This window comes from Bradyrhizobium iriomotense (assembly GCF_030160715.1).
Classification (GTDB): domain Bacteria; phylum Pseudomonadota; class Alphaproteobacteria; order Rhizobiales; family Xanthobacteraceae; genus Bradyrhizobium; species Bradyrhizobium iriomotense.
The window spans coordinates 138,564-164,986 of the sequence record NZ_BSOW01000010.1; the positions used below are offsets into that span (position 1 = coordinate 138,564).

General features: G+C 57.2%; 13 protein-coding genes and 1 pseudogene. 6 read left to right on the forward strand and 8 right to left on the reverse strand.

All coding sequences use genetic code 11. The features are described 5' to 3' along the window. The first annotated feature begins 75 nt into the window (after positions 1-75). The 3 genes from QQL28_RS16215 (at position 76) to QQL28_RS16225 (ending at position 9,791) form a co-directional block, all read left to right on the forward strand. Positions 76-4,338: an HTH domain-containing protein gene (locus QQL28_RS16215; protein WP_284267011.1), complete on the forward strand. Its 4,263-nt coding sequence runs from the start codon at positions 76-78 to the stop codon at positions 4,336-4,338. Next, positions 4,331-6,256: a hypothetical protein gene (locus QQL28_RS16220; protein WP_284267013.1), complete on the forward strand. Its 1,926-nt coding sequence runs from the start codon at positions 4,331-4,333 to the stop codon at positions 6,254-6,256. Before QQL28_RS16215 ends, QQL28_RS16220 begins: the two co-directional genes overlap by 8 nt. 64 nt (positions 6,257-6,320) lie before the next feature. Then, complete coding sequence (locus QQL28_RS16225) at positions 6,321-9,791, forward strand: hypothetical protein (protein WP_284267015.1); 3,471 nt, start codon at positions 6,321-6,323, stop codon at positions 9,789-9,791. 11 nt (positions 9,792-9,802) lie between these two features. Here the strand turns inward: QQL28_RS16225 and QQL28_RS16230 are convergent, their stop codons facing one another. Next, positions 9,803-10,297, reverse strand: a complete 495-nt coding sequence (locus QQL28_RS16230) for an FtsH/Yme1/Tma family ATP-dependent metallopeptidase (protein ID WP_284267017.1) — start codon at positions 10,295-10,297, stop codon at positions 9,803-9,805. Between the two features lie 215 nt (positions 10,298-10,512). Continuing rightward, complete coding sequence (locus tag QQL28_RS16235; protein WP_284267019.1) at positions 10,513-10,773, reverse strand: DNA-binding protein; 261 nt, start codon at positions 10,771-10,773, stop codon at positions 10,513-10,515. A 550-nt stretch (positions 10,774-11,323) separates the two neighbouring features. Here QQL28_RS16235 and QQL28_RS16240 point away from each other — a divergent pair. Then, complete coding sequence (locus QQL28_RS16240; RefSeq protein WP_284267021.1) at positions 11,324-11,824, forward strand: hypothetical protein; 501 nt, start codon at positions 11,324-11,326, stop codon at positions 11,822-11,824. A 63-nt stretch (positions 11,825-11,887) separates the two neighbouring features. Here QQL28_RS16240 and QQL28_RS16245 read toward each other — a convergent pair whose 3' ends face one another. Next, positions 11,888-12,067: a hypothetical protein gene (locus QQL28_RS16245; protein ID WP_284267023.1), complete on the reverse strand. Its 180-nt coding sequence runs from the start codon at positions 12,065-12,067 to the stop codon at positions 11,888-11,890. A 279-nt stretch (positions 12,068-12,346) separates the two neighbouring features. On the opposite strand from QQL28_RS16245, the gene QQL28_RS16250 reads away from it, so the two are divergent. Then, the gene (locus QQL28_RS16250) at positions 12,347-13,525 is read left to right on the forward strand and encodes a PDDEXK-like family protein (RefSeq protein WP_284267025.1); all 1,179 of its coding nucleotides are present in this window, start codon (positions 12,347-12,349) and stop codon (positions 13,523-13,525) included. Positions 13,526-13,549: 24 nt separating this feature from the next. On the opposite strand, the gene QQL28_RS16255 is transcribed toward QQL28_RS16250, so the two are convergent. The 3 genes and pseudogenes from QQL28_RS16255 to QQL28_RS16265 form a co-directional block, all read right to left on the reverse strand. After that, entirely contained in the window at positions 13,550-22,711 is a 9,162-nt protein-coding gene (locus QQL28_RS16255) for a beta strand repeat-containing protein (protein WP_284267027.1), read from the reverse strand. Between the two features lie 59 nt (positions 22,712-22,770). Then, positions 22,771-24,027 carry a hypothetical protein gene (locus QQL28_RS16260; RefSeq protein WP_284267029.1) on the reverse strand — a complete coding sequence of 419 codons (1,257 nt, stop codon included), beginning with the start codon at positions 24,025-24,027 and terminating at the stop codon, positions 22,771-22,773. A 286-nt stretch (positions 24,028-24,313) separates the two neighbouring features. After that, a pseudogene (locus QQL28_RS16265) lies at positions 24,314-24,599 on the reverse strand (DNA -binding domain-containing protein). A 700-nt stretch (positions 24,600-25,299) separates the two neighbouring features. Between QQL28_RS16265 and QQL28_RS16270 the strand changes: the two are divergent. Beyond that, positions 25,300-25,695 (forward strand): DUF2958 domain-containing protein, encoded by a 396-nt coding sequence (locus QQL28_RS16270; protein ID WP_284267031.1) that lies wholly within the window; start codon positions 25,300-25,302, stop codon positions 25,693-25,695. A gap of 41 nt (positions 25,696-25,736) precedes the next feature. Here the strand turns inward: QQL28_RS16270 and QQL28_RS16275 are convergent, their stop codons facing one another. Beyond that, positions 25,737-25,958, reverse strand: a complete 222-nt coding sequence (locus QQL28_RS16275) for a hypothetical protein (protein ID WP_284267033.1) — start codon at positions 25,956-25,958, stop codon at positions 25,737-25,739. A gap of 45 nt (positions 25,959-26,003) precedes the next feature. After that, a complete protein-coding gene (locus QQL28_RS16280; protein ID WP_284267035.1) occupies positions 26,004-26,330 on the reverse strand; it encodes a hypothetical protein in 327 nt (108 codons plus the stop codon). Between the last annotated feature and the right edge of the window lie 93 nt (positions 26,331-26,423).

Here is a 26,423-nt window from a genome sequence, read left to right on the forward strand (position 1 = left end):
AATACATTGAAATTGTTCTCAAAATGTTCTTTAGGTCTACCCTCAACCCAGATAGTGAGTCGAAACAATCGGTCCATGTCTGACGAACAACTTCATCCGCCGGCAAGCTGGGACAAATTCGAAGAGATCTGCGCCGATCTCTTTTCGCGCATTTGGAACGACCCAGAACTCGTCCGCTACGGGCGAAGCGGCCAGCGGCAAAAGGGCGTCGACATTTATGGAAAGCAAAACGGCGCCGACTCCGGTGTTCAATGCAAAGGAAAACGCATTTGGCCGCCGACCAAGCTGACGATTTCGGAAATTAATGCGGAAATCGAGGAAGCCAAGAAATTCCGTCCCGCCCTCAAGACCTACATTATTGCGACCACCGCGGATAATGACGTTGCCGTCACGGACCATGTCAATGCGATTTCTGAGAAACATGCCGCTGAGGGGCTTTTTCGCGTAACTGTTTTTGGCTGGCGTGAACTCACGCGCCGCATTGATGATTTTCCTGAATTAAAAGAAAAGCACTTTGACATTATCACGCTTCGCGGAATGAAGCGCACAATGCCGGGCGAGATTGCCGAGCGCCTCGTCGAAGAATTGAAAAATGCGAATATTGTCATTCCGCCAGGCGCAGATCATGGGACCAAGCCCCAATCCAATTTCGTTGATGAAGGCCTCGCCGAAGCTATCGAACGCGATGTCGCGCATCGTTATGAACGAGCCCTTCAACGATCGGTCTTTCCCGAATTAAGTAAACAGGATGAACTGGCGCAGCTTGCGGCTGAAATCATTGACGCCAAAGGCGCAGCCCCGTCACCCGGCTTACGACGAACCATCTTACTGCGGGCCGCAAGATCCGCCGCCGCTCACGGCAACCTGACAAATGCGCGCATTTTTCTGACTGCCGGCCAAAATTTATCAGGCGCCGATTCCGACGCACCAGCCCGCGCGCGCGTGGCAGTCGCCGAGGGCAATATCAACGAAGCGATTCAGATACTGCGCGACCTCTCTGACGCAGATTCACGCTCGGTTCTTCTAAGTATTCTGGCGAAAGAGCGAAGCGAGGACCAAGCCCTAGCCTGGATGACCGAGAACAACGTGTCGTCCGCGCAGCTAACTGCCTTGGGCATCTTTAGTCTCTGCACGATCTATCTGAAGAGGGGCGACCTGGACGCAGTCAGCCGCGTTCTGGCTCAAGTAACGCCGGCGCAGCTCAAAGAACTTCCCTATTTGCATTTTCTGAGGGGGGTTATCAGTTTCGCGCGGCTGCTGCCAGTAATGGAACAGGCAACAGTACTCAGCGGCCTCCCCATGGACGTGCGCAACGCGCGTCCCGTTATCGGCGGGCAGGAGCTTTCCGTCATCCTCGATGCCGCGATCGACGATTTTCGAGAGGCGCTTCCCTACGCAGTAACGCTCGGCCTCACGCATGCTCCGCGGCTTATCCAATTTTACATCAGGTGGTGCGAGTTATTGCATCCGACGCGCAAGCCTGCTGCACTCGCGCAGCTTCGCAGCGACATGGAAGATAACATGCGCGCTGTCGCCAATGTGCAATATGCGTTCGCCTATCTCGATGGCTATTCGCCAGAAGCGCTCGAATCCTATCTTCAGCGCCGCGATGCTCTCGGTGGGCTGAATGACGACGAGCTCCGCGCGGCCTTTGTCGTCAGCTTGAACAAGAACGATGCGTCCGGCCTCGCCTCGCTGATCGCCGCGAAACGGCAGCAGGCCGAGGCCTCGTTTGGCAAGAGTGGCATTCTTTCCCTTGAAATACAGGCACTCGCAAAAAGTGGCGATGCGACGTCGGCGAAAATAGTTCTCGAAGATAATCTCGCGCTCTTCGATGCAAGCCAAATCGCCAGCTTTCGCGCGGAGATCGCAAAAGCTGAAGGCGCCGATCCGGTTGCCGAACATATGCGTCTCTATGAAGAGGAGAAGACGCCCGAAACTCTACGGACGCTCGTCGATGTTCTCGTTTCGAAAAGAGACCATGTCGGCATTGCGAAATACGCCAAATTACTGTTTGCCGAGACCAAAGATCCGCGCGACATCGCGATAGCCGCGGAAGCCGAAAGACTCGCCGGCCTTGGCGACGATTTCGTCCGTACGTTCGATCTGCATCCTTCACTGCAGGATCATCCGCCTTTCCTGAGGTACTATGCATGGCAATTGTTCCGGCTCGGCCGCTTGCCTGAAGCCAAGGCAATTGCAGAACGTATCGAGAAGAACGACTCTGAACATCGCGATCTGCAACTCGAGGCCGCCATCGCCATCGAAACCGGCGAATGGGAGACGCTTGCGGGGCCACTGGCAGCCACTCTCGATCTCTCACAGGCCTCGGACGGCCTCACGCTCATCCGCGCCGCCCACCTCTCGCAGGCGTCGAGCCAGGGGCCTCTAATGGATCTTATCACCGCGGCCATCGCAAAGGGCGGCGACGATCCAAATGTCCTGCTGGGTGCTTATTTCCTTTATGTTGAACAAGGACTCGAAGAGGAGCGCCCGGAATCCCATGAGTGGTTCCGAAAGGCGCTCGCCCTGTCCGGTCCTGACGGGCCAGTTCAATCCTTCGAGATCAAGGATCTCCTCGCGCAGCAGACGGATTGGAATCAGCACACGCGCTTCGTTACCGATAAGGTGGTCGCGGGGGAGTTTCCGCTTGCGGTTGCCGCACCGGGCTTGCGAACAACCATCGTCGATGTCGTACTACGAAATCTGATCCGTAATGCGGCGATGACTGATAGTCGCCGAAAGGTCGCCCTGCCACTCTTTACCGGCAACCGGCTTCCGGCGCCGCCTGGCTTGACGACGTCCCTCGCTCTAGACATCACGGCTCTCCTCGTACTCGGCTGGCTCGGCATCCTGCCCCTGATCCTTGAGACCTTTCCAAAAGTCATTCTACCAGGCGGTGTCTTCGCGGAGCTCTTCGAAGGTCGGCGCCGGATACGCCGCGGCCAGAAGACAAGGCTGCGGAAGGCAAACGAAATACGCGAGGCCATTGCAAAGGGACAGATCAAGGTCTTGCGCTCGCCGGTCCTCGTTCACGACGCTTTGACCGCTGAAATTGGCGTTGAACTCAGCGCGCTCCTTCGCGAAGCCAAAGCAACAAATGGAATTGTCGTCCGGCCCGCACCGGTAACGCGTGTTGGCCTCGCTGAGACCGGCGTCGCCGATATGAGCGCGCATGAGGGCCACCTGTCCGACATGCACAGCCTGCTGAAGGTGCTGACCGATCAGAACGCAATCGATGAAGAGGCGGAGACGTCCGCCAAGCAGTACTTTACTCTCCAGGACAAGATGTGGGCATCACCTGCAATTCCCGACCCCGCACGCCCGATTTACCTGGATGGTCTGGCCCTCTCTTACTTGCAATATACCGGGCTGTTGGTCGCGCTCCTTCGCACGTTCCCCAACGTCTATATCCATCAGTCGGCCGAGGATGAAGCCAACGCCTTGATCGAAGACGACCAGAACGTGGCTGAAGTCTTTCGCGTCATCGATGATATTCGCTCGGCTGTGCGGCAGGCAAATGCGGCCGGGCATATTACGTTCGGGGCCCGGCGTGCGCAGGCCAATGAGTCTGAATTTGACGGCATGCAATCAAGCTTGAATCTGATTTCAGACCTGACCGATGTCGATGCTGTCGCAGTTGACGATCGTGCGCTTAACAAGGAGTTGTTTGCGGCCGATACCGCGGGGCGCCGTGCGCGCATGGTAACGACCCTCGACCTGCTTGAAGAACTCCGTGTTCGCGGTACGTTGACCGATGAGCGGAGCCGGGTATTGCGCTATCGCCTGAGAGCCGCTGGCGCCTTGCTGATGCCGGTCACGGCGAGCGAGCTCGTGGCAGCAGCAAAACGTAATCGTCAGAACGAGGCCCCCGAGTTCAAGGCCATTCGCGATAGCCTTGATCTGGCACGGGTTTCCGAGACGCCACAATTTCCCGGTGAGATGCGCTGGTTCATGAGCCACGTCCAGGCGACCCGTATATCTATCGCTCGCATCTGGAATGAAGAACCCGACGAGCAGCGCGCGCGGATACTTGCTACAGCTATCTTCAATATGCGGATCGTACCAGACGACTGGATCGACCGTTGGGGCGATCATCCGCCTCCGAATTGGGTGGACGCTGTCCGAGGCGCTTTGCTCGGCGGATTTGCGGTGCCGATCGAAATCGGGGATGACGAAAAAGTAGCTGCCTACCAGAAGTGGCTCGACGACGTCGTCATGGCTGATGTTCGCTCCCTATCGCCGGAGTTCTATCAGCGGGTCGTCACCTATCTACGCAGCTTTGCGCTTACACCGTGGAGCAAAGACGAAGAAGACGCGGAGGATGAGGATGAATAAGCCAAATCTCTCGCCCGCCCAACTCGCGCAATACAAGGTCGTGTTCGCATTGCGTCGTCTCGGCTCCACGCTGCAGAGCGATGTCCTGGCAGATGGTGCCATCGCCCGCGAGTCCAGTATCGGAATTTCGAATCCGGTCCATTTGCCCGACGGCGTGACTCTCGATCGCAACAGCCTTTTTGAAGCATTTCAGAAGGCGACTGACGGTGAGGCGATTCCGGCCCTCAAAGACACCGATGGCGCCGAGCGGAACCTTAAGCTCGAAATTCAGAATGAAAACGGGGTTCTTTCCTACGGAACGAACCGTATTGCCTTTCCGCAAGCAGGCCTGCTCTCCAAAAGTCCCGCCAAGAGGCGCTCCCTGCTCACCGGGATTCTCAAGGGTATCACGTTGACGAGACGAGCCGCGGAGCAGCTTGAGCAAATCATAAGCAAGCAAGACTATTCTCAAGCCGACTTCTTCGCCGTGCGAAAGATACTGGCCGGCACTCCGGAAGGATTTGCCACCAGCCTCCACGAAGTCGTCCGCAATAAGGGTGAACTTTCGAAAGACGATTTTCTTCCTTCGGAACCTTCGCATTGGACGAACCTCACCGCGGCCCACCAGGCATCCGAACGGCTCGCCGATTTTATCAGCAACGAGCTTGCCGAGGAACGTTCCTGGCGTATTGCTCAAGATCCTGTTGCAGCAATCGACACAATCTCATTGACTTTCGGGAGCTCAGAGACGGTTCCTTTCGAACTTATGCGGGCAATCAACATAGACGACCTGCTAGCAGGCCTCCGGTCGCTGCTTGAGGTCTCAGATCCCGTCGCACTTGCAGGAGCCTTCGAAATCTGCGCGGATCGGGCGGCTGATGATCTGCGGTTTGTCGAGATGGGAAGTGCCCTGCTTGACCGGCTATTGAGCGACACAGCGCGCCTTCTTCGTGAGCTTGAAACTTTTGCTGCGGCATTTGTCATAGCGACCGCGCATCTTGCCGAACACGAAGATCTTCGCAAGAAGCCCGTATTCTGGCGCCGAATTGCCGCAGCATCCCATGCCTCCCTCGTGGCGCGAATACTTGGCAGCTCACCGGATGACAAGAGTTCGCTCTTGAATTGGGCCATACGAATTCGTGGCAAGACTTACTATCTGTCAGTCCTGAATGACGCTCGCGCCGGAGCACGCTGGCGCGCCGACTGGATCACTCCCAAACATGTAGCCGCAGATCTCTACGGCCGCCTTCTTGGTGCCTTGCAGAAAATAGGCGAGGCCGCGCCACAAGTCTGGCGCGACAAAATCAAAGATGCAGAAAGTACTATCCTGAGCGATAACCTGCCTTTGGCCCAGTCGTTTCCATCCCTTCTCCAAGGCGCAGCCCCCAGTGCGGAAAGACCTCCGATGGAGACGGATGTCGGGCGCATGTATGCCGAGTTCATGAGCGAACCGACAGTCGAGATGTTTCTCTACTTCATGCCCATCGTCTATGCCTTTGGCTTTTCGGCTGACGCGCGCAATGCTGTCCTCACCTCGATTCAAATGCTCCGGGAAAAACTGTCGGCGACGCTGCCAGAGATGGCGCAGGCCGCTCTTGGCCTCGCGGCCACGATCGCGGCACAAAACCGCGACACCGAAATCGCCGATGCTGTCGCGATAATCGCTGTTGAACGCGTTGCCTTTGATCACGGTATCGATCATCTGTTGTGGACCGTGACGACGCTCGTGGAATGCGCAGCAGCACGCACCGATCGCAAAGAGGCGCTTACCGCACTGGCCCGACGGCTAGAAAACCTTGCCTTTGTGGCACCACCCAAATTCCTTGCAGAAGCGGTCGATACGTTGCGGATTTTGCAATCCCTCGATCAGGAATTGGCAGTGTTGCTTGGACGGCCGATTGCAACGGCTCGGCTTGGGCTGTCCGGTTCGTCCAATTGAGGTTTGCTGAGGTGGCACGGAATCCTTCTCACGGGTCTCTAGCCTGAATTGATTGAAACGTTCCATGGCCAAGAAGCAGAGAGAAACAACGAAGGTCCAAGGCGACGACACGCTCGCCGGCGGCCCCATATTGGAAGCCGTACCTGTCAAGGTATTCGATCTTACGCCGGAACAGCGAGATACCGTGGCGCTACTCGATCGTCTGCTCGGAACGGCGATTGCGGATCGTTACACGGACTTTTGTCGGCTCTCCGCCGGAGCGGGCGAGCTGCGGGTAGCGAGACCTATTGCCGCTCACGCGCTTCGTGAACTGGATTCGCTGTTGCGTCATGTTCTTGAAGTGCCCATGGATGCCAAAGCTGCGGAAGACCAAAAGACCACCGAGCTGATTGCGAAAGCGCAGCAGAGCTTGCTGGAGCAAGGCTTCGATGAGCCCACGGTTCAACGTGCCACGAAGGCTCTGAGGCCGCGCTTCAGCCACAAGAACCAGATCCGCAAAATTGTAACCCGCCTCGGTCTTACTCCGGACGGCGATGTTGCGAAATGTTGGGGTGCACTTAGCGATAGTGCCGGAAAGGCTCATCAGCGCTCTTTTCATCATTCGCTCGCGGTCGATGACGAATTCCGAACCCAATATCAACAGCCTCTCGACACAGTCATACGCGCCGTCGCAGTCGCTCTGGAAGGCCGCTACGTCGTGCTGATGCGCCGTGTTGAAGAATTGGCGGCGTTACCAAATCGGTCCGAAGCGGTTGCTCTTTTTGCCAGCGAAATTCCAGGTGCGTTACCTCTTCAGAAGCATTTCTTTGAGAGGCTTCAGTCGGGCGATTGGCTGCCACATCTTGCCAGAGCGCGGCTCCTGGGCGAGCCGCTTGCCGATTCAGCGACTGGCGGTGAAATGCGCTTTCGCCAATGGCCTGCGGGAGGTTTCCTCCTCAGAATGGCCGCATCGGACGATGCTGTGACGCGGAAGGGCGTCGCCGATGCCTTAAGAAGCGTGGCGTCGTCCCTCCATCCTGACATCCATGAGAACGGATTGGAGATCTTGGCAGCGCTTCCGGCTGAAGAGTCAGCGCCGCTTTCCGATCTGGCCGTCGGTTGGCTCAGCCGCGAGAACAGATCATTCTTTCTTCAGGCTCCTGAAAAGCTCCTGAAGAAACTCGCTGAAGCAGGGCAGAAGAGCGCCGCGCTCACCATCGCCCAGTCTCTTCTCCAGATTTGGGACCGTAACGGGGAGATCGCCAGCCTCTATGGCCACCATATGTATGAGCATCATTTGCCGTCGATGGTGGTCCCGCTGACCAAGGCTTGCGGCGAAGATGCGCTCAGGCTGTTTATCGAGCTGCTTCGGGAAGCCACGCGCGTTACGGATCGAGATACATGGGGCTTTCATTCTTCTGATCCCATCGCGAACGACGACCGGGCTCAGCATGATATCTACGACGCACTCTTGAGCGCTGTACGCCGTTCGGTCGAAACGCTTGTTGCGGATAATCCTGGCGAGATGCGTGCCATCGTCGGCATTCTAACTTCTCAAAACTCGAAGATCTTCACGCGGATTGCGTTACATGTTCTGGCCCAGAACCCTGTCGCCGCGCCGGAATTGGCAACACAATATTTGCTTGATCCGGAACTAATCGAGGCATCGTGGGGCCAGCACGAGTATGCCTCGTTAGCGCTCGCATGGTTTCCCTCGCTGACTCCCGAGGAGCAAAACACCGTATTGGCCGTGGTTGACGGCATCCCCGCAAAATATGGCCCTGCGTGGAAGTTAAGGTTTGAGGAACACACCAAGGCACCTCCGACAGCCGAGAATGAACGCAAATTTGGCGCGTCGTCGATCAGGGACGCCGTATGGAAATGGCGTGCCGTTTTGCCGCCCGAGAGACAAGAAGCCCTGAACAAGATCGTCGCCGAACTCGGAGACCCGGACGCCTGGAAAAACCGGATGTTCCCAGAAGAAGTAAGTCCGCTAACGGGAGCGGACTTCTCATCGAGGCCCGTGCCGAACATCGCCGCCTTTCTGAAATCCTGGCGCCCCGAAACAGGGCCACAGCGGCAAACCGTAACAGCACTAGCGCAAGAACTGCGAAACGCGGTAGGCAGCGATCCTAAGGCTTACGCCGCCAGCGCAGACCAATTGATCGGTTTAAAGCCGATCTATATTCGACGAGCGCTGGAAGGAATTCAGAACGCGGCGAACAACGCTCAAAGCTTTGACTGGGGCAACGTGCTCAAGCTGATCGAACATGTCTTCGCTCAGCTTCATCAGAGGATTGATCCAGCGACAGTCGCTGATGGCGATGACAAGGATTGGGTTTGGGCCTGCAAGGCGGCGTGCGATACGCTTGCATCAGGACTGCGGCGCGGAGCCACTGGTATCGGATTTGAGCACACCGCCGCTGTTCGCCTCCTCGTACTTACAATCGCAAAATCGGCTCCACGGCAGCCCGAATTGTCCGATTTCGAGGAACGCTTCGCAAGGGAGCCGTTCTTTGCGGCCCAAGCCACCTTGAGGGGAATTGCCCTCGAGCTCTGCATCCTCCTGATGTTCTGGCTAAGCAAAGACCCATCCAGCACGTTTGGCACGTTGCCACGGCAAACGCTGTCTAATCTCCCTGAAATTCAAAGTATCCTGGAAGTCGAGCTGGCGGATCGCTCATCGAGCGGACGAATCCCCTATGCCATCGTGGGGTCGTATCTCCGCTATTTGCTGTACTTCGGCGAAGATTGGCTCAAGCCGAGGATGAAAGCGCTCTTCCCGACCGACGATGGCGCCTTGCGTCAATCGGCATGGCTGTCCTTTCTTGGATTTGGCCGAGGCCCGCTCATAGATCTAGTTTCTGATCTGCACGATTGCTATGCGGAAGAAATTGCTCGATCCACAACGCCCGACAAGGGGTCGGACCGCGACTTCCGTCAGGAGAGCCTTTGTCAGCATCTCATCATCTTACATCTCTGGGGTGGGTTGCCGGACGATCTGCTTGAGCAGTTCTGGCGCGATGCGCCCGAGCGCATGAAGCGGTATGCGATGTGGTATCTCGGCACTCAGTTGGACCTGCCGAGCTCGTCACTGCCGGACGAGATGCGCGCGCGAGGACTCTCGTACTGGGAACGAAGGCTCGCGGCAGCCATTGCTGCGCCCGACCCCGACCCATTCCGCGAAGAGGTAGGCGCGATCGGGCAATGGTACGTGCGTCGTCAGATCGACGATCAATGGCTCCTCGACCAACTAACAAAAATGCTGCACGCCGGGTTCGTGCCAACGGATGTATTTAGCGTCGTCGATCGGCTTCACAAGATGTCAGAAAATCATCCGAATGAGGCCGTTGCCGTGCTTTCGGCGCTCCTGAAGAGTCCGCGTGTCGAGCGAGCAGCCTATGTTACCCAGAGGGATTTCATCCGAGCGATTTTGAAGGCGGGCCTTGAAAGCGACCTCGCAGAGAGCAAGAAGCTGGCGGAAGAATTGATTGGATTCCTTTCGACGATCGGTGAAACAAGTTACATCGATCTCCTCCGCACACCAGATGCGTAAGGTATCCACGATCATGCGGCCAGGATCTCCAGCAGTTCGGTACGGCTGAGTTCGCGGCGTTCCAATAGCGCTGTGGCTACTTTTTCCACCAACGGCCAATTCTTTTTGAGCAGGTCCTCTGCCTCCTGTCGTGCGGATGCCAAATAGGCGTCGCGGTCGTCTTCGAAGTGCACTCCCTCAGTAACGAACTGCCTCGCCGAGCGATCATCATTGGCATCACCTTCGTCGTGAGCGCGCCCCGGATACTTGATGTCGTGCGCTATGGTCCCTGCGACTTCGATCAGGACACGGGTCCGTATGTATTTTTTCTTCGTCTCGGACTGATCGAAATGGCGAAAGACGCTCGGCGGCAGGTCGTCTTCGAAATCTGTCCTCCCAACTACGCCTTTGCCGTCCCCAACAATTGACACCGAGAGCGGATAACGTTCACGCACGCAGCCCATCACTGCATGTCCCGCTTCGTGATAGGCCGTCTCTTCCTTGTTCTCTTCCATTTGCTCGGACATGGTCGTGCGCGTGCTGGGTGGACAGCGTCGAGTTTAGCCTGTCACTGCCCCTTCGAAAACATCCAGATCAGCCGAGACGTGTGTGGCCGTCAAGGCCGCTCGCTTCCTGCGGCGCTACTGCAGGCCAGGTCGAGCAGCTTCTGACAGTCCCGCCTTCCGATTGGATCGATGCGCTTTTCGTCCACCTATTGACGTGGCGGATCGGGCGAAGGGCGTTACTGGCCGGATTCGAGAACCCTGTTCTCCTGGGTGGCGATGAAGTCCAGCAGCTTTGACTTGCGAGCGCAAAGCATCGAACCAAGCCGAAAGATCGGTAGCCGGGACGACTCCACCAGATAATACACCTTGCGCCGATTGCGGCTGCGTTGATCGTCGCTTGTGCCATGAAAGAGGAAATCGGCGATCGCATCGGCGCCTTTGAGGATATCGTCGGCAAGGTGAACTTGTTTGTTCTGGGGCGCGGCGTCTGGCTGCATTTGTCCTCCTGATGTTGTTGAATCGGCCTCCTGTGAATACGGAAGGCATCCTTCGGCACGAGAGATGAAAAGCCCCCCATGAACGGCCTCTGTGGTGGTCGCTACGGCCGACTGCCAGAAATGGGTAATCCATCTCTTGCGGGGCGGCGCTTGCTTCGAGAAGAGGCTCGAAAGAATATTTCGATTGTCTTTTTTTGGTAGCCCGCAAGTCAATTTGAAAATGCTGCAACGCAAAACATTCGCAACGGCTCCGTGTAAAATATCCCCTGTGCACACCCGGATATTCGACGCACATATCATCGCGTGAGGTGAGGGCCGTGCTCGGGACGTCTGCGAATGCCCGCACGAGGTGCGATCAGGTAGCTGCGGGCGTGTCGTGTTGGTCAAAGAATCGCGCGACGCTGCTCAATGAGCATCGCCGCGGACACGAGTCCGGTTCGCAGTACAAAACCTTCCCGGTATTTCCAGCGCGATTCCCAACCCTTCCTGTCGGGAAAGCTGTGCGCTTTCGCTACACCAGAAGCTCCTCAACCACGAAAAGGAGATCTCCATGAAAGTCCTCACACTCGGGAAAGCGAAAGTTCTCACCATCGGTAAAAGACTTGTGCCTCTCGAACAGGTCGCGTGTGTCGAACCGTTCGACCCGGCAGCTAACCCTGAGTTCAAGCCCGAGAAGGAGTTCAAGTCGCGCTTGATCCTGCTCAACCGCGATATCGTTCTTACCGTGCAGTCGCCGCAGGAATTCGCAACCGAGCATGGCTTTCATCTCTTTACGGAAGATAATGTCGCCGTGAACCAGGCGATCGTCTTTCGGGTCGAAATGTTCGAGCCCACCGAAGACTTCAACCCCACGAAGCCATACAAGACCCGGCTCAAATGGCGCGACCTCGCGGGCAACGAGCGGAGTAAGCTCCTCCTGACCACACCTGAGGCAGTCATCCAGGACCTATTGAAGAGCAAGGTCGAAACACGGGCGAACCCGACGACCAAAGCCCGGCGCCCTGCTCGCGGTCGCAGCGGATCCCGCCGTATGGAAGGATTCCAGAGCTAGGTATCGGATGATTGCGATAGAGGGCCCTGCCGGACCGGATCCGGCAGGGCTTTTCCATGCCGATCAGAAATGAAATCCACGCATGAGCATCACGCGGCGGATGTTCTCCAGCGTCGTGATGGCATCAAGTCGCCCGATGCTGCCTGCATCAAGGCCGTATAGCGTGAGTTCGGTCTCAACAGCCAGATTACACAGCTCCATCCGCGTTAGCATCATCAGTTCACTGACCGTCCACGCCTGCATCTTCGCCTCCATCGTTTCGGCCGCGCCAATCGCGGCCTTCGAGGAGGCCGTTGCGCCGGAGGAGGCGGATGCATCGCTTGCGACCGTAACGCAGTGAAGGAGTGCTGTGCACTTGCATCCGGCCGGACGATCGGTGCGACAATGCTTGGAAGGGCTGCGAAAGACGGTTGGCACGCAGGCCCGGAGTCAGGTTGATGACGCCCCACTGCCCGGACGAGCGGTTGCTTCCTGCGACAATCGGCTGCTAGTCTCTGTTCACAACTGGGGCGGGTGCAAACGGTGACAGACGAGGTTGATCTCGAAACGCGGCTGGCGGCCGCCATAACCGATCCGGACTTCGAGAAGCTCGAGCTGGCGATGCGCGAGCCAAATATTTTTCGGGCGCTTGCAATCGAGCGGCAGGAAATCCGCCACTCAAATTTCTTCGCCTACCTGCTCGACCCCGGGGAGAACCACGGTCTCGGCGATATTCTGCTACGCAAGTTCCTGCGCGACATTTTCGCCGATAGCCGGGCGCAAGGGCGCACCCTGTTCGATGCAGATCTGATGGATTTCAGCGACGTCGACGTGCGGCGCGAGTGGCGAGGTATCGATATTCTGATCGACTTTCCGAACGATGTGATCGTCGTCGAGAACAAGGTCGACTCGTCGGAGCACTCGCAGCAACTCAGTCGCTACAGAGGCATCGTCGATGGAGAGTTCGGCGGAAAGCAGAAGCACTTCGTCTTCCTGACCCCGCTCGGATCAGACCCCGCCGATGAGAGTGATCGAAAGGTCTACATCAACTATTCCTACGAGCAGATTGCGAGCATCCTCGCCAATGTGCTCGAGCTCTACCGGGACTCAATAAGCGACAAGATGGCGCTCTACATCGAAGACTATCTTACAACGATCAATCGTGAGCTTCTCATGAACGACAAGCTGAATGACCTGGCCCGAAAGGTTTACAAGGCCCACAAGTCCGCGTTCGACTTCGTGTTCGAAAATCGCCCCGACCCGGCCAGCGTCCTCTATCCATATTTCGAAGAGGAGCTGAAATCCCGAGGATTCGTCATCGGCTCACGCAACAAGGGATATATACGCTTCACGTCGAAGGAGTTGGCGGAGAAGTTACCGCGAACAGGCGTGGCATGGCCTGACAAGGAGGTGTTTCTGTTCGAAATCGATTACTTCTGGTCAGACAAGAACGCCGTGGCCAAAGCGATCATTTCGCCTGGCAACGAAGTAATACGTGAAGCGATCCTCTCGGCGGCCACTGACTTGAAATTCTTCCGGAAGCCGGAAGGAAAGAAGTGGTCTTCCTTCTACCTGAAGAAGTCCAAGTTTGTTGCTTCGGAGGTGTACAATGAGGATGAGGGTGAGATCAAAGCCAAAGTAAAGCACGTCGTTGAGAACATTGAAGCCGATGCGAACGAAATATTCGGTACCGTGGCCAAGGCCGTTCCGGCCGGTGCATAGCTGCTGCCACGCAGTTGGGGTATGCTAGGTGATCAGGTGGAAATTGGCCGCTGTCAGGCTCGCGAGACTGATGCCCTTGAGCGTGATGTGATCGGTCGGGCTCTCATCGACGATTGTGTCGGCACTGCCGGCTGCCTGGTGCAGATGCGTCGTTGCCCAGGTCGCGAAATCCTGGAAGGCGCCCTGACCGGCTAGTTCCAGGATATCGGCGTTCGATCCGCTTCCAGCATGGAAGTGCGTGACGGTATCGGTGCCTGATCCCGGTTTGAAGACGAAGGTATCGCCACCCGCCGAGCTGCTGGTGAAGAAATCCGCGACCCCGGACGTAGAGGTCAGCTCCGCATTCGCCACATAGGCCGTCTGCTGATGCGAGCCGTCAGTTTGCGTGCGATCAATGCTCACCAGCGTGCCTGCGGAATTGTAGGCATCGTGCTCGGCTGTGTACGTCTTGCCGGTAATATTCGATTGATAGACATCCTTTGAATGGTCGGTATGGACGACCGTTTCGCGTGTCAGAACACCTGCGACATAGCTGAAGCTATCCGAGCTTCCATCGGTATCGACGACGCTGTGTGAGGTGAGGGTGCCTGCCGCGTCATACTGGTTGGTGGTCTTTGTGCCGTCCGGAGCGAGATTGTAGTCATAGTCTTCCGTGCCGTCGGCATGGAAACGGAACACCAGATCCAGCGTGCCCAAACTGTTATAGCCGTCATGTTCGGTGACGTAGGTCTTGCCGGTGATGTTCGACAGGTAGACGTCCTTCGAGTGGTCGGCATGGACAATGGTTTCATTGGTCAGCAGGCCGGCGGTGTATGTTTTGCTGTCAGAGATGTCCGGTGCACCTGCGGCATATTTGATGACGTCACTGGTCAGGCTGCCGTTCGCGTAGTTCGTCGTTTCCGATGAGCCATCGGTATGGACAACGGACTGGGTCTTCAGATTGCTGGAGGCGTCATACTGGTCAGTCGTTTTCGTGCCATCGGCAGCCAGGTTGTACGTGTAGTCGATCGATCCATCAGCGTGGCTACGAACGACGCCCGTGAGCGTACCTGCCGCATTGTACACGTCATGCTCGGCGACGTAGGTCTTGCCGGCAATGTTGGTCTGATAAACATCCTTCGAGTGATCGGCGTGAACGGTCGTTTCGCTGGTCAGGATGCCCGAAGTGTAGTTTTTGCTGTCCGAGATGTCCGGCGCGCCTGCGGCATACTTGACAACCTCGCTGGTGATCACGCCGTTCACATAACTCCATGTATCCGACGAGCCGTCGGCATGGACGATGGACTGCATCTTCAGAAGGTCGGCAGCATCGTACTGATCGGTGGTCTTCGTCCCGTCAGTTGCGAGGCTATAAGTGTAGTCGACAGAGCCATCGGCCTTCGTGCGAACGATGGAAATCAGCACTCCTGCTGCATTGTAGCTGTCATGTTCGGCAACATAGGTTTTGCCCGTGATGCCGTAGTACCAGACGTCCTTTGAGTGGTCAGCGTGCACGATTGTTTCGTTTGCCAGTACGCCCGCCGTGAAATTCTTCGTATCGGAGATATCCGGTGCACCCGCGGCATATTTGAGGACTTCGCTGGCTATCACGCCATTGACGTAGTTCCAGACTTGCGAGGAACCGTCAGCATGGACAACGGAGTGCGACTTCAGAAGGTCGGAGGTATCGTACTGGTCGGCCGTTTTGGTGCCATCCGCCGCCAGGCTGTAGCTGTAGTCGGTAGAGCTGTCGGCCTTAGTACGGATCACGGATAAGAGAACACCGGACGCGTCATAGACGTCGTGTTCGGCAACGTAGGTCTTGCCGGCAATGTTGGTTTGATAGACGTCCTTCGAGTGATCGGCATGAACGACGGTCTCACTGCTGAGGACACCGGTCGTGTAGGATTTGCTGTCTGAAATATCCGGCGCACCAAGGGCATATTTCAGTACGTCACTGACGAGGACGCCGTTGGTGTAATTCCAGACATGGGACGAGCCATCGGCGTAAAGCACGGTGTGGGATTTAAGCGCGCCACTTGCGTCATCAAGATCCGTCGTCCGGTTGCCCGACGCATCCAGCACGTAAGTGTAAGCAAGGGAGCCGTCCGCATGCGTGCGCGTGACGGCGATCAGCACGCCTGCGGGGTTATAGGCATCGTGCTCGGCAACATAACTCTGGTTCTGGTTCTGGTAGATATAGACGTCTTTGGAACCATCGGCGTGAACGACGGTGTCCCGGGTTAGCACACCGGCCGTGAAGGACCTGGTGTCAGACAGATCGGGTGATCCCGATGCATACTTGATGACTTCGCTTGCAATGATGCCGTTGCTGTAGGTCGCCGTATCGGTCGTGCCGTTGGCAAGGACCGTGACCACGCTCGAAATGACACCGGATTTGTAGGTGGTCGTTACTGTTGAGGTGAGGTGACCGTTGGCGTCATAGTTGACGACCTTCGTGGTGGTGGACGTAACCGTGGTCACCGCAAAGGAATAGCCGTCGACAATCTTTGAAAGCGCTGCCTGATCGCTGGCGATTACCTGCGCTATGATGCTTGAAGATGGTTCAGGCAGGACGTGCGTGTCGGTAAGCCAGATGGCTGCGAGGCCCGTCTTTGCGGCGAGGGCATCGAGTTGACTAGCGATACCCCCCGCCGTCCCGACCTCAATCAGGCTTGCAGCAGTCTTATCGCTGACGCCGCCAGTGGCTGAGGTAGCGACCGCCGTGATGGAGTGCTCTCCCGCGGTGAAGGAGGGCAGGTTGGCCGTGAAGGTGCCATCTGCGGCGCTGACAACGACTGAGGAAATCAGCGAAGCGCCGTCATAGAAGTTGACCGTGTTTCCCGATTGCGTCGTGCCCTGAACCGAAGTAACGGGGCCGCCCGCACCTGACGAAAGTCCGGCGACTGACCACGACAGGGTCGGCTTGAGAAGCGCATTGATCTGCTGGGCCGTCAGGTTCGTACCATCGGCGAATTTGACGCTCGCTACCTGGTAGGCGCTGCCAGCGAACCAGTTCTGCACCGTGATGGATTCGTTGCCGATCGCAATCGCAAGGTCACTACCGGACTGGCTGAAATGAAGGCTGGATGACGTAATCCCGGTACCAAATACGATGTTCGAATGGCTGCCGTCCGTGTGAAAATCATTGATGATATAGTTGCCGGCCGTGCTGGCGTAAGTGAAGTCATAGGTATTGTTGCCGTTGCCGCCGGTGATAGCGGCGTTGCCGTGTCCAATCAGGAAATAGTCGCTGCCATTACCACCATTCATGGTGGTGAAGCCCTGGCCCGACGAAAAGTAGTCGCCGCCATTGCCTCCGGTCATCGTGACGGTGCCGGTGCTGTGGCTTGCATCCAGCAGGCCATTCAAACCGTTGCCGGCGATCAGGGTGTCGTTGCCGCTCGTGCTACGGGCCATCAGTTTGTCGTTGTTGCCATTGCCGCCATGCAGCGTATCGTTGCCCGATAGGCTCGCCGTCAGGACTTCGCCGTTGGCGTCATTACCGATCAGGATGGTGCCGCTGTTCGATGCGGCAGTCATGTTGATGAGATCAGTGCTCCTGCCAGCGAGGGAATAAGTGCCGCCCGTGACTGCCGTGATGAGGGCTGTTGGGGCCGGAAAACCTGGAGGAAACGAGCCGTAGACACTCTCGATAGACGTAAAGCCGGCCAGCTGGCTTGCCGTCAGGGAAGTCGCACTGGTGACCCCGAGAGTCTGGATGTTCGTGTAAGTGAGCTGCGAGATATCGCCATTCGCAAACAGCGTGTTGGTACCGCCGCCGCCATCAATGCTCGTGCCCGGAACGGCCGTTCCGTCCACTTCAAAGCCGTCGTCGCCCGCGCCGCCTCTGGCGATATCAACGCCGCTGCCGAGAACAAGATAATCTCCACCATCCCCGGCGATCAGTGTGTCATTGCCACTGCCAGCCATCAGGGTCTGGTTTTGTCCATTCCCTCCAATGAGCGTGTCATTGCCGGACGACTGCGTGGCATTGAGTTGCACGTTGTCGGCATCATTGGCGATGAGTGTCGTATCGGTCGATGAGGTTGTTTGCAGCGCGTAGCCATAAGTGCCGCTGATGGTCTTCCCGACCAGAGACCAGGTACCGCCTGTCGTCAGGGTGAGCAGCAGATAGCCATTGCCTGCAAAGGAAGTGAAGCCATTGAACTGGTCACCGGTAAGCGTGGCATAATTTGTTTGGAGGGTTTCGATGCCGGTGATCGTGTAACCGGTGAGATCTCCGTTGGCTGAAAGGGTATCTATGCCCGTTCCGCCATGAAACTGGCTGCCGGCAGCGGGCGTGCCGTACATGCCGATATTAAAAGTATCGCCACCGTTGCCACCGTTGAGGATATCAAGACCTGCCCCAGCATTCAGCACGTCGCCAGCGCCGTTGCCGGCTGTCAGCGTGTCGGCCCCGGATGTGCTGGCCGTCAGAACTTCGCCATCGGCGCTATCACCGATGAGGGTAGTACCGTCAGAAGACTGTGCGGTCAGATTGATGGAGGCGCTGGATTTGCCCGAAAGATCATAGGTGCCGCCAGTCGTCCCGAATATTGTGCCGGAACCCTCAATCGTGATGTAGGAGTTGAACTGCGCGGCCGTCAGCGAGACGCTGCCATTGACCACAAGCGGGGTTCTGGCCGCGATGATGGTCGGATCCCACATGGTACCATCGGCAAACTGGATGGCGTCGATCTGGTTTGTGGCGCTGCCGAAGTAGTTCTGGACCGTGATGGGGTCGGTACCCTCGGTGATGACCAGATCGGTACCTGACTGGGCGAGGGTTACATCAGACGCCGAAACGCCTGTTACAAATCTGATGATCGTATGATTTGTGCCGGTATCATCGTTGATGATCGTGACATTTTCGGTCGCAGCACCCGAAACAATGTACGTATTGTCGCCAGCGCCGCCGTAGATGGTCGAGCTGCCGGCGCCGACGATGAAGGTATTGCTGCCGGTGGCGCCCGTGGCGTTCAGGACGTCGTTCTGACCATTACCGGCCCTGAGAATGTTGTTGCCCGTGCTGTAGTTCACATCGAGGACATCACCATCCCCGTTGCCGGCGGTGAGGGTATTATCGCCCGAGCTGTAGGACGCGTTGAGTGTGTCGCCGCTTCCGTCGCCGGCCGTGAGGCTGTTGTTGCCGTAAGAGCCAACAGCGGTCAGTATGTCTCCGGCGCCATTGCCGACGGTCAGGGTGTTGTCACCAAAACTTGGAGAGCCTGCCATTGTCGGAAGCGCCATCATCGCGGCGTTCCCCACACTGAGGGTGTCGCCGTTCCCGTCGCCAGCCTTCAGGACATTGTCGCCAACGCTGTCGGCTGCATTGAGAACATCATAGTTGCCGTTGCCGGCTGTCAGGGTGTTGTTGCCAAAGCTGCTCGATGCATCGAGCGTTTCGTGGTCGCCATCGCCGGTGATCAGCTTGTTGTCACCGTCGCTGTTGCTGACGTCCAGACGGTCATAACCGGAGGTGTTGGTCACATCGAGATTATTGTTACCCGAGCTTCCGCTTGCATCGAGCTTATAGCCCTGGCCGGTACCCGCCTTCAGGGAGTTGTCGCCAGTGCTGTCGCTTACATCGAGATCGGAACCGAAACCGGCGCCATTGCTCCCGGCGACGGCATGGCTGGCATCCAGTGTATTGTTGCCGCCTGTTCCGCTCGCATCGAGCGTGTAGTACGCGCCGGAGCCCGTGATCAGGTTGTCGTTGCCAAGTGCGCTGGCCGTCAGGACCTCACCAGCGTTGTCGTTGGCGATTAGCTTTGTGCCGGCATTCGTTTCCGCAGTGAGATCGAAAAAGTCGCTCGTTTTGCTCGATAGATCGAAGGTACCGCCGGTGCCGGCAAAGATAGTCCCGTAGCTGCCCTGGATCGCGTTAAAAGCGGCGAACTGCGAGGCCGTCAACGTGATGTCGTTCGTCTGAAGCGTCTGAATGCCAGTGATCGTGGCGCCAGTGATATCGCCGCTAGCTTGCAGGACATCGTTTGTTCCATACCCCTGAACTTCGCTGCCATAGGCAAGGCCATCGGCTGCCACGAATGTGTCGCCGCCAGTGCCGCCGATTAGTTTGTCGACGCCTTCACCGGCCACGAGGGTAGCACCAGCGCCGTTGCCGGCCTGCAACGTGTCATTGCCGAACAGGCTCGCGGTCAGGGTCTCGCCATTGGCATCGTTGCCAATCAGTGTGGTTGTACCCCAGTCGGTAGCGGTCAGATTGTAGCTATCGGTGGTTTTACCAACGAGCGAGAACTCCCCTGAAGTTGCTGCTACGATCGTGCCGCCGCCGACGATGGTCTGAAAGCCGTCAAACTGAGCGGCGGTGAGTTCTATGCTTCCGCCACCCCCAAAAACGAAATTATTGCTCCCGGTGCTGGGTGATCCGAACACGCTATCCAGTGACCAGCTAACATTCGTCGCGGTGTTCAGCGTCTGAATGCCACTGATGGCAAGCTCGCTGATATCACCGGTGGCAACGAGTATGTTGTTGGCGCCGGCTCCTTCAAGCACGCTCCCAGCCGCTGGAGTTCCTCCCGTACCTCCAGCCGAACCTCCAATGAATGGAGATGCCAAAGTTGCATTTACGATAAAGAGGTCGCCGCCAGTGCCGCCTGTGAGAGATTCGATGCCGGTACCCGCAATGAGCACTTCGTTCTGGCCATCCCCGGCGATTAGCTTGTCATTGCCCCCACCCGCAATAAGCACATTACCGAACCCACCGCCGGCCATGAGGGTGTCATTGCCATAAAGGCTTGCCGTGAAGGTGGTGAGCGTAGCATCAGTGGCGCCGATGAGCGTTGTGCCGGTCCACGAGTCTGCTGTGAATCCGGCATAACGACCGTGAAATTGTGAATCGGTTTGCGAATATGTGCCGCCATCAGCGAGCGTAAGGACATCGGCCCTGCTGCTGGTCGGATAGATCGTCTGAAATGCGTCATATTCTGCGCGCGTGACGATGGTTGTCGAATAGATCGACAATATCAGTTCCTGGACGCCTGAAATCGTGTCGCGTGTGAGATCGTTCGTCCCCGGTCCGGGCTCGATGATATTGTTGGTTACCGTTTCCGTCGTCCCATCCGGCAAGGTGTAAGTCGTCAGGCCGGTCATGATAGCGCCTGGAGCTATCGGCCCATCTTGGTTTGAATTGAAGAGATATTCATGTCCCAAAGGGTACGAATATCCCGTTCCGTTGTATGAGAAGCTTCCCTGATATGTGTATGGTTGGGCCGCAGGATGTGCGGTGTCGAAATGCAGGGCACTGAGTTGGCTCGTTGATAGTGGTGAGCCAAGTTGGGCGAGGTCATTTTCGATGACATCCAGTGGAGGACTGCCGTTACCCGCCGATAGCGTAGTTGGCGCGGTGATCCCGGAAATCTCGATAGTGCTACCGTCCAGCAGAGTCATGGAGCCGGCGGCAGTGTTCGCATTCAGTTCGAGCGTACCTATCGACGCCCCGCTCGCGGTCGTCAGATTGATCGTGTAAGTCCCGGCAAGAAGACTGTGAGAAGCTGACGAATAGGAACCCCGATCGAGCGTTAGGGTCTGTCCATTGCCGAAGGTGATGGTTTGTGTTGCCGGGAGTTTGGATAGGCTGGCATCATGCAGCGTATCGAGTTGTTGTGATGTCGCGACAGATGCGCCGAGCTGTGCGAGGTAGTGGTCGAGCGTCGCCTCGGGTATCGCCGCGGTATCCGTGATAGCGGTCAATTGAGAGGCGGCGCTCCCAGATAGATCAATAACCTCCTGGTCAGTAAGTTTGAGGGACGTCGGTATGCCCGTTGCACTTAACGTGAGGATGCCAAGAGGTAGCCCGCCATCAACCAAGGCAATGTCGATTGTGCCATCAGATTGAAAGCCGACGTTGCTATAGGTTCCAGTAGCGAGAGTCAGAAAATGTCCCGTCGCATCCGGCGTATCGATGATCAGGGCGCCGCTGTCGTGACTGTCGAGGCTCGCTCCGACATAGTAAAAATGGTTCGAGCTGGTAGGATCGATCACGAGTACCTGCCCCGCAGGCGCAGGCGTTAGCGTACCGAAGAGAGCAGAGGAAACAGCTGAAACTGGGACATGCACTAGCGCGCCTGTCTGGAGTGTTGTAGCGGACAAGTCTACGCCGAACACGGCGTTGATGCGTGTTAATGTCGCCCCATCATAAGCGGAATTGAATACAACTGACGGGCTAAGCGCTGCTGCAATACTGTCTGCTGTATCGCCAGAGTTCGCGATATAGTATCCGGCTTGATGCAACGCGTCCGCGGCTACTGCGGAAGTAGTATCTTGTGCGAGTGACGTGTCGTTTTGACCCGTCGTCAGAGTTGGCAAGGCAGGTGCTGTACTTAGCCATGCATCAGCCTTCTCCTGAGTGATGAGTGTCTGAAGAGAATGATTTTCATAGGCGTCATATGCCGCAATTGCTTTGCCAACAACACCTGCCAGTTTCAGTAGTGCTGGCTCTCCTACATGACTACCGAGAAGATTGAATAATTTGGCCGCACCCTTTTGTACGTCGGACACAGGGCTCTTCAAGACCGACGGCTGTGAGTCGAGATAAGCGGCGCCTACAACCGACGTTACCGACGGATCATGTGAAGGAGGCAAAGTTGCCCCTGTCAGGCCGGCCGCAATGTCGGCCAGGGTACCACGCATGTTGGCTTCGACAGGATCATCCTGGACATAGACGTCTTTGAAAATTCCGGTGTATCCGGCGACTGTTTTTCCCTGAGCTGCTAGGCTGCTCACCGCGGAAGGCGAAATCGGCAGTGAGTTCTGGGCGAACCCGCTTAATCCATTCTGTAAGGCAAAGGTTTGCGCCAACCCACCGCCCAGACCGTAGCCATCAGTAAAGACGTTCGAGTCTGGATATTTCGCCTGGATACTTGCCAGCGCTTCATTCGCTTGCGCTTGAATTGCAATCCAAACGCGATTCCCTGCGGTAAGAACGTCCGAAGCCAGGTCGGCGTAGTTTTGTGTGCTACCGAAGACAATGGCTACCTGATGCGTGCTGTCATTGTAAAAAACGAGGAAGCTGCCCAGGCTGGGCACCACGCCCTTGGGCGGGCTGTATTGCGAAAGGGCTCCGTCATATGTCCAGCCATCAGGTATCGCATCGGGATTCGGTAGAAGAGACGGAGGCGTAGCTGCTTCGGCGGCTTGCGAAAGCTGTGCTGCAACAAGTGAATCAATTGGGTTGATACCCATTACCGTCCCCTAAAAAGCGCTTCGCTATCAAAACCGGTTCGATCGACAACGTAAAAAACTCACCTAACGTGAACGAAGTCCAATACTAGGTCATGGGTCACGGCTGGCTTGTCGATGATCCGGATCGCGGCAAAGTCGTTTGTTCCGGATGTGGGAGTCGCGGCCTCGACCCAGGCGGAGTTATCTTTCGGTACGAAATAGAAGTCCTGGCTGTGTTGCAGCGTCGAATCCAGAATGGAAATTCTGGTGTTGTAATCGGGTTTGTCAGGAATGATGGCATCGCCAAACAGAACGAGAGATTGATCCGACGACCGGTACGCGATTTTTGCTTCCCCAACTTCATGATCGACCGAGAAGCGCTTTGTTTCATGCAAGTTGCTGTCCAGGGTCACAGAAACAACCTTATCTGTAACTAAGGCTGTGAGTTGGAGGTCGGGAGACGAGAACGTCGGTCGGGCAATTGAGAACATTCCATCGAGCACTGTCTGTGCCCGCATGTCACCTTGCAAACTCATGCTGACGACTTCAGTCATGCCGCGACGCGCCGCTGCAAAAGCGAAACCGTTTTTGGTCTCTTGAATTTGGCTTATATCGTGCGGTAATCCAACCAGCTTGCTCGAAATAGGAAAAAGGTGCTCCCACTTAGCGTTTCCAGCTTCGTCGAAAGCCATAATCCAGTAAAAATAATCGAGCTTACCCGGAGGGCCTTGGGTACCCGCAGGTTTTGGCGTTGCGCGAAAAGCAATTCCAAGTGCAAGAACAGTATCTGCAACATGAGCGCATCTAGAAAAGCTACCGTAGGCATGATCAGGTTCACTTTGAGGATGAAGCACCTGCTCGCCGAGTAGCCTGCCATCGGCATCGAGGTGAGTTAGCATGGCCAGAAGGCTCTCATGACCAGCGATACCGGGATGAAATCCCGGCTCCTGTCGAACCATTTGGCCACATTCAAAGCTGCTACTGTCGGGCATGACGATCGCCCCATGAAATTCCGGGCTCGCCGACAGGTTTTCCGGGAGAACTTGCAGGGATGCATAGTAACGCCATTTTACTTTACCATTGCTATCAACACGCGTGACGGACGCTTTGTGAATCGGATGGTTCTCCGCGGCGGTAATCAGAAGATCACCATCACCAAAGGAATTGATTGTGAAAGGCTGACTCGAAGCGCTGTTGCGTTCAAGGATGATTTCTTTTGTGAGCGCTATACGATCCGACTTGGATGTGTCGCCCGTCACCGCTGCCGTGGCGGCGTTGGAGATTTTGAAAATCAGAACAATGGCTACAAACGAAAGGAGAAAACAGAACCTGAGCATAAGCCTCCGATGTGTGTCCCAGCCGCAACGGCATTGCGAGATTTGCAGCCATCCTGCTCAACTTCAGGCTGCAAGCAAGGGCGAAATTACTTTCGTCGTAGCGGCGGGCATAGGGGAATGTTTGGTAGGAGATGGGACTAACGAATTTTGGCAACAAACTGCGACTACGGGTTCAGCGAGTCTGCCTGATCATTGGGCAGATGCAGCATGTATGAAACCTGACTGCGGTATGACGCTGGTCGCTTTCTTGTCCGAACGCTTGGCGAGATTCTCCGAAATGGGCCAGTTAGTTCAGGCCCGGTACATCGCCACGCAGCAGGTGTCGGTAGGCCCTGCTCGGTCATCCATCTGGCGCGTGCAAGGTGGCTCTCATGAGCCTGACGCGTGCGTTGGGGCGCGCGTTCAGGATCGATGTGCAGCGCGACGCGAGCAACTTCGCGCCAATCCGCACCTTTGGCATCGGCATACAGCAGGCGGAAATAGGTAATCAGGTGTTCGAAGCCATAGGGCGTCAGTATCGTATCGGCGGGCGCCACGTCGGCGACGTCCGGGTCGAGCGGCAGCTTTCGCATAACGTCTCCTGAGATGGGCCAGACAGTCCCCGCCGGTGAGCTGTGCGGGAAAGTGGGTGATGACGGTCTGAGATTCGTCAATCAAGGGTGGCTCGGATAGTCCCCAAAAGCGCACCACGTGGTGCGCCAGGAGCACCGCCGGACCTGTTTCTCATTAAATGCGGCGCGTCCGCTTTGCGGACCGGGCTCTATGAGCGCGCTCACCGAGCCCCCAGAAGGAAGTAGGGGTCTCGGCCCTCCGGGTAACGATCCCATCGCGCAAGGGCTGATGTGCTCCTCGCCGGGGGCACTCGGAAAAGGGGCTCGCCTGCGGCGACCGCTATCACTGCCCCGTTCCCGGGTGCCCTTTTAACCGGTCTCGTCGCTGCACTCGTTGCGCGTGCCGGCTTCGCCGTCGCTATGCTCACGCGCCCCGGGTGCCATTTCGCGGGACGATGCGCTGCGCGCACGCCGGTTTCAGCTTCGGCTTCTCGTGCCGCTGCCGCGGCGTTGGCTTAGGGCTCCGCCCTCGCGCGCCACAAGGGCAGGCCCTGCGGGTTTTGGCTCCCCCGCGCGCTTTGATTTTTTGCGAGCGCGGTCCCCCCAAAAAAGTTGCTACGCAACTTCCTTCGACCCTTGCGCCTTGCGCACCCGCTGCTCGCCGCGAGGCAGGGGTTATGGCGGCCTTTCGCCGCGCACAACCCCAGCCAGGAAGGATATCATGAACAATCGAAAGACCGTTCCCGCCGAGCGTCTCCTCACCTCCGCCCTGCGCCAGAAGCTGATCGAGAATGGTCGACGTCAGGCCGCGGTCAAGGGCACGCCCGACGAGATCGACTTCGAGCCCGTCGTGAAACTGTTCAACCCGTGCGGAGCGGGTACCTGGCTTCTCACCGAGATCGATCCGTCGGACGAGACCGTGGCGTGGGGCCTCTGCGATCTTGGCATGGGCTTCCCGGAATTCGGCACCGTCAGCCTGACCGAACTGGGCGAGCACCGTGGCAGCCTTGGCCTTGGCATCGAGCGTGACCTGTACTTCAGGGCACGCGGGCCGATTTCGCGCTACATCGATGCCGCGAACAAGGCGGATTGCATTGCCAAGGATATCGACAACTAGGGCGTCGCCAGTGGAGGCGCTTCGTGCGCCTCCCCAGCGTCCTAGCGACCGCGTTCGCGCTGCCTTTCCTGCTCATCCGCTATGTGGCGGCTGACGATCCTGTCCCACGCGTAACCGTCAAAATATTCGATCGAGCCGCCGCCGCCATTCGCGTACCAGCTCCAAGCCTCGGCGCGCTCCTTCTCGACTTGCTGGGCGGCATTGAGACCGCGAAGGGGCTCCCCGGTTGCCGTCAAAGCCTGCGGTTGGTTGTCGCCACTCATTGAAAACTCTCCGTTCGAGGCCGAACATCGTTGGTCGCGTTGCTGCTACTGCTGCGGACGCCGTTTCTCCTGCCGGGCGCGCTGGTGGTCCGTCGAGACGTACAAGGACTGACTTCGGCGCTTCTGGTCGACTTCGTCTTGCCGCTTGTTGGGCTGTGCCGAAAGGTAGGTCTCGCTTGCCGTGACCAACAGATAGCCGCTGTCAAGCCCGCACAGGATTCCCAATACCCACGCGAACCAATTCTGAAAGCCGAACACGAGCCAGAGCGCTAACGTCGCGAACACGAGGCCCCAAGCAAATTGCCAGACCGCGGCGATAATCCGGCCGCCGGATACGACGAACTGAGCAACAGTGCGGAGCGGTTCAGTCATGTGATGCCTCGGAATTAGTCCACGGGTGATGGTCAACGCCCGCACATCAAGGCCCCTCAGCCGCGATGCGGCGTGGTGCCCCGGAGTTGCGGG

Bases quoted from the DNA above. Each gene is read 5' to 3' on its own strand.
- QQL28_RS16215 (WP_284267011.1), top strand. From the start codon at position 76: ATGTCTGACGAACAACTTCATCCGCCGGCAAGCTGGGACAAATTCGAA.
- QQL28_RS16220 (WP_284267013.1), top strand. From the start codon at position 4,331: ATGAATAAGCCAAATCTCTCGCCCGCCCAACTCGCGCAATACAAGGTC.
- QQL28_RS16225 (WP_284267015.1), top strand. From the start codon at position 6,321: ATGGCCAAGAAGCAGAGAGAAACAACGAAGGTCCAAGGCGACGACACG.
- QQL28_RS16230 (WP_284267017.1), bottom strand. From the start codon at position 10,297: ATGTCCGAGCAAATGGAAGAGAACAAGGAAGAGACGGCCTATCACGAA.
- QQL28_RS16235 (WP_284267019.1), bottom strand. From the start codon at position 10,773: ATGCAGCCAGACGCCGCGCCCCAGAACAAACAAGTTCACCTTGCCGAC.
- QQL28_RS16240 (WP_284267021.1), top strand. From the start codon at position 11,324: ATGAAAGTCCTCACACTCGGGAAAGCGAAAGTTCTCACCATCGGTAAA.
- QQL28_RS16245 (WP_284267023.1), bottom strand. From the start codon at position 12,067: ATGCAGGCGTGGACGGTCAGTGAACTGATGATGCTAACGCGGATGGAG.
- QQL28_RS16255 (WP_284267027.1), bottom strand. From the start codon at position 22,711: ATGGGTATCAACCCAATTGATTCACTTGTTGCAGCACAGCTTTCGCAA.
- QQL28_RS16260 (WP_284267029.1), bottom strand. From the start codon at position 24,027: ATGCTCAGGTTCTGTTTTCTCCTTTCGTTTGTAGCCATTGTTCTGATT.
- QQL28_RS16270 (WP_284267031.1), top strand. From the start codon at position 25,300: ATGAACAATCGAAAGACCGTTCCCGCCGAGCGTCTCCTCACCTCCGCC.
- QQL28_RS16275 (WP_284267033.1), bottom strand. From the start codon at position 25,958: ATGAGTGGCGACAACCAACCGCAGGCTTTGACGGCAACCGGGGAGCCC.
- QQL28_RS16280 (WP_284267035.1), bottom strand. From the start codon at position 26,330: ATGACTGAACCGCTCCGCACTGTTGCTCAGTTCGTCGTATCCGGCGGC.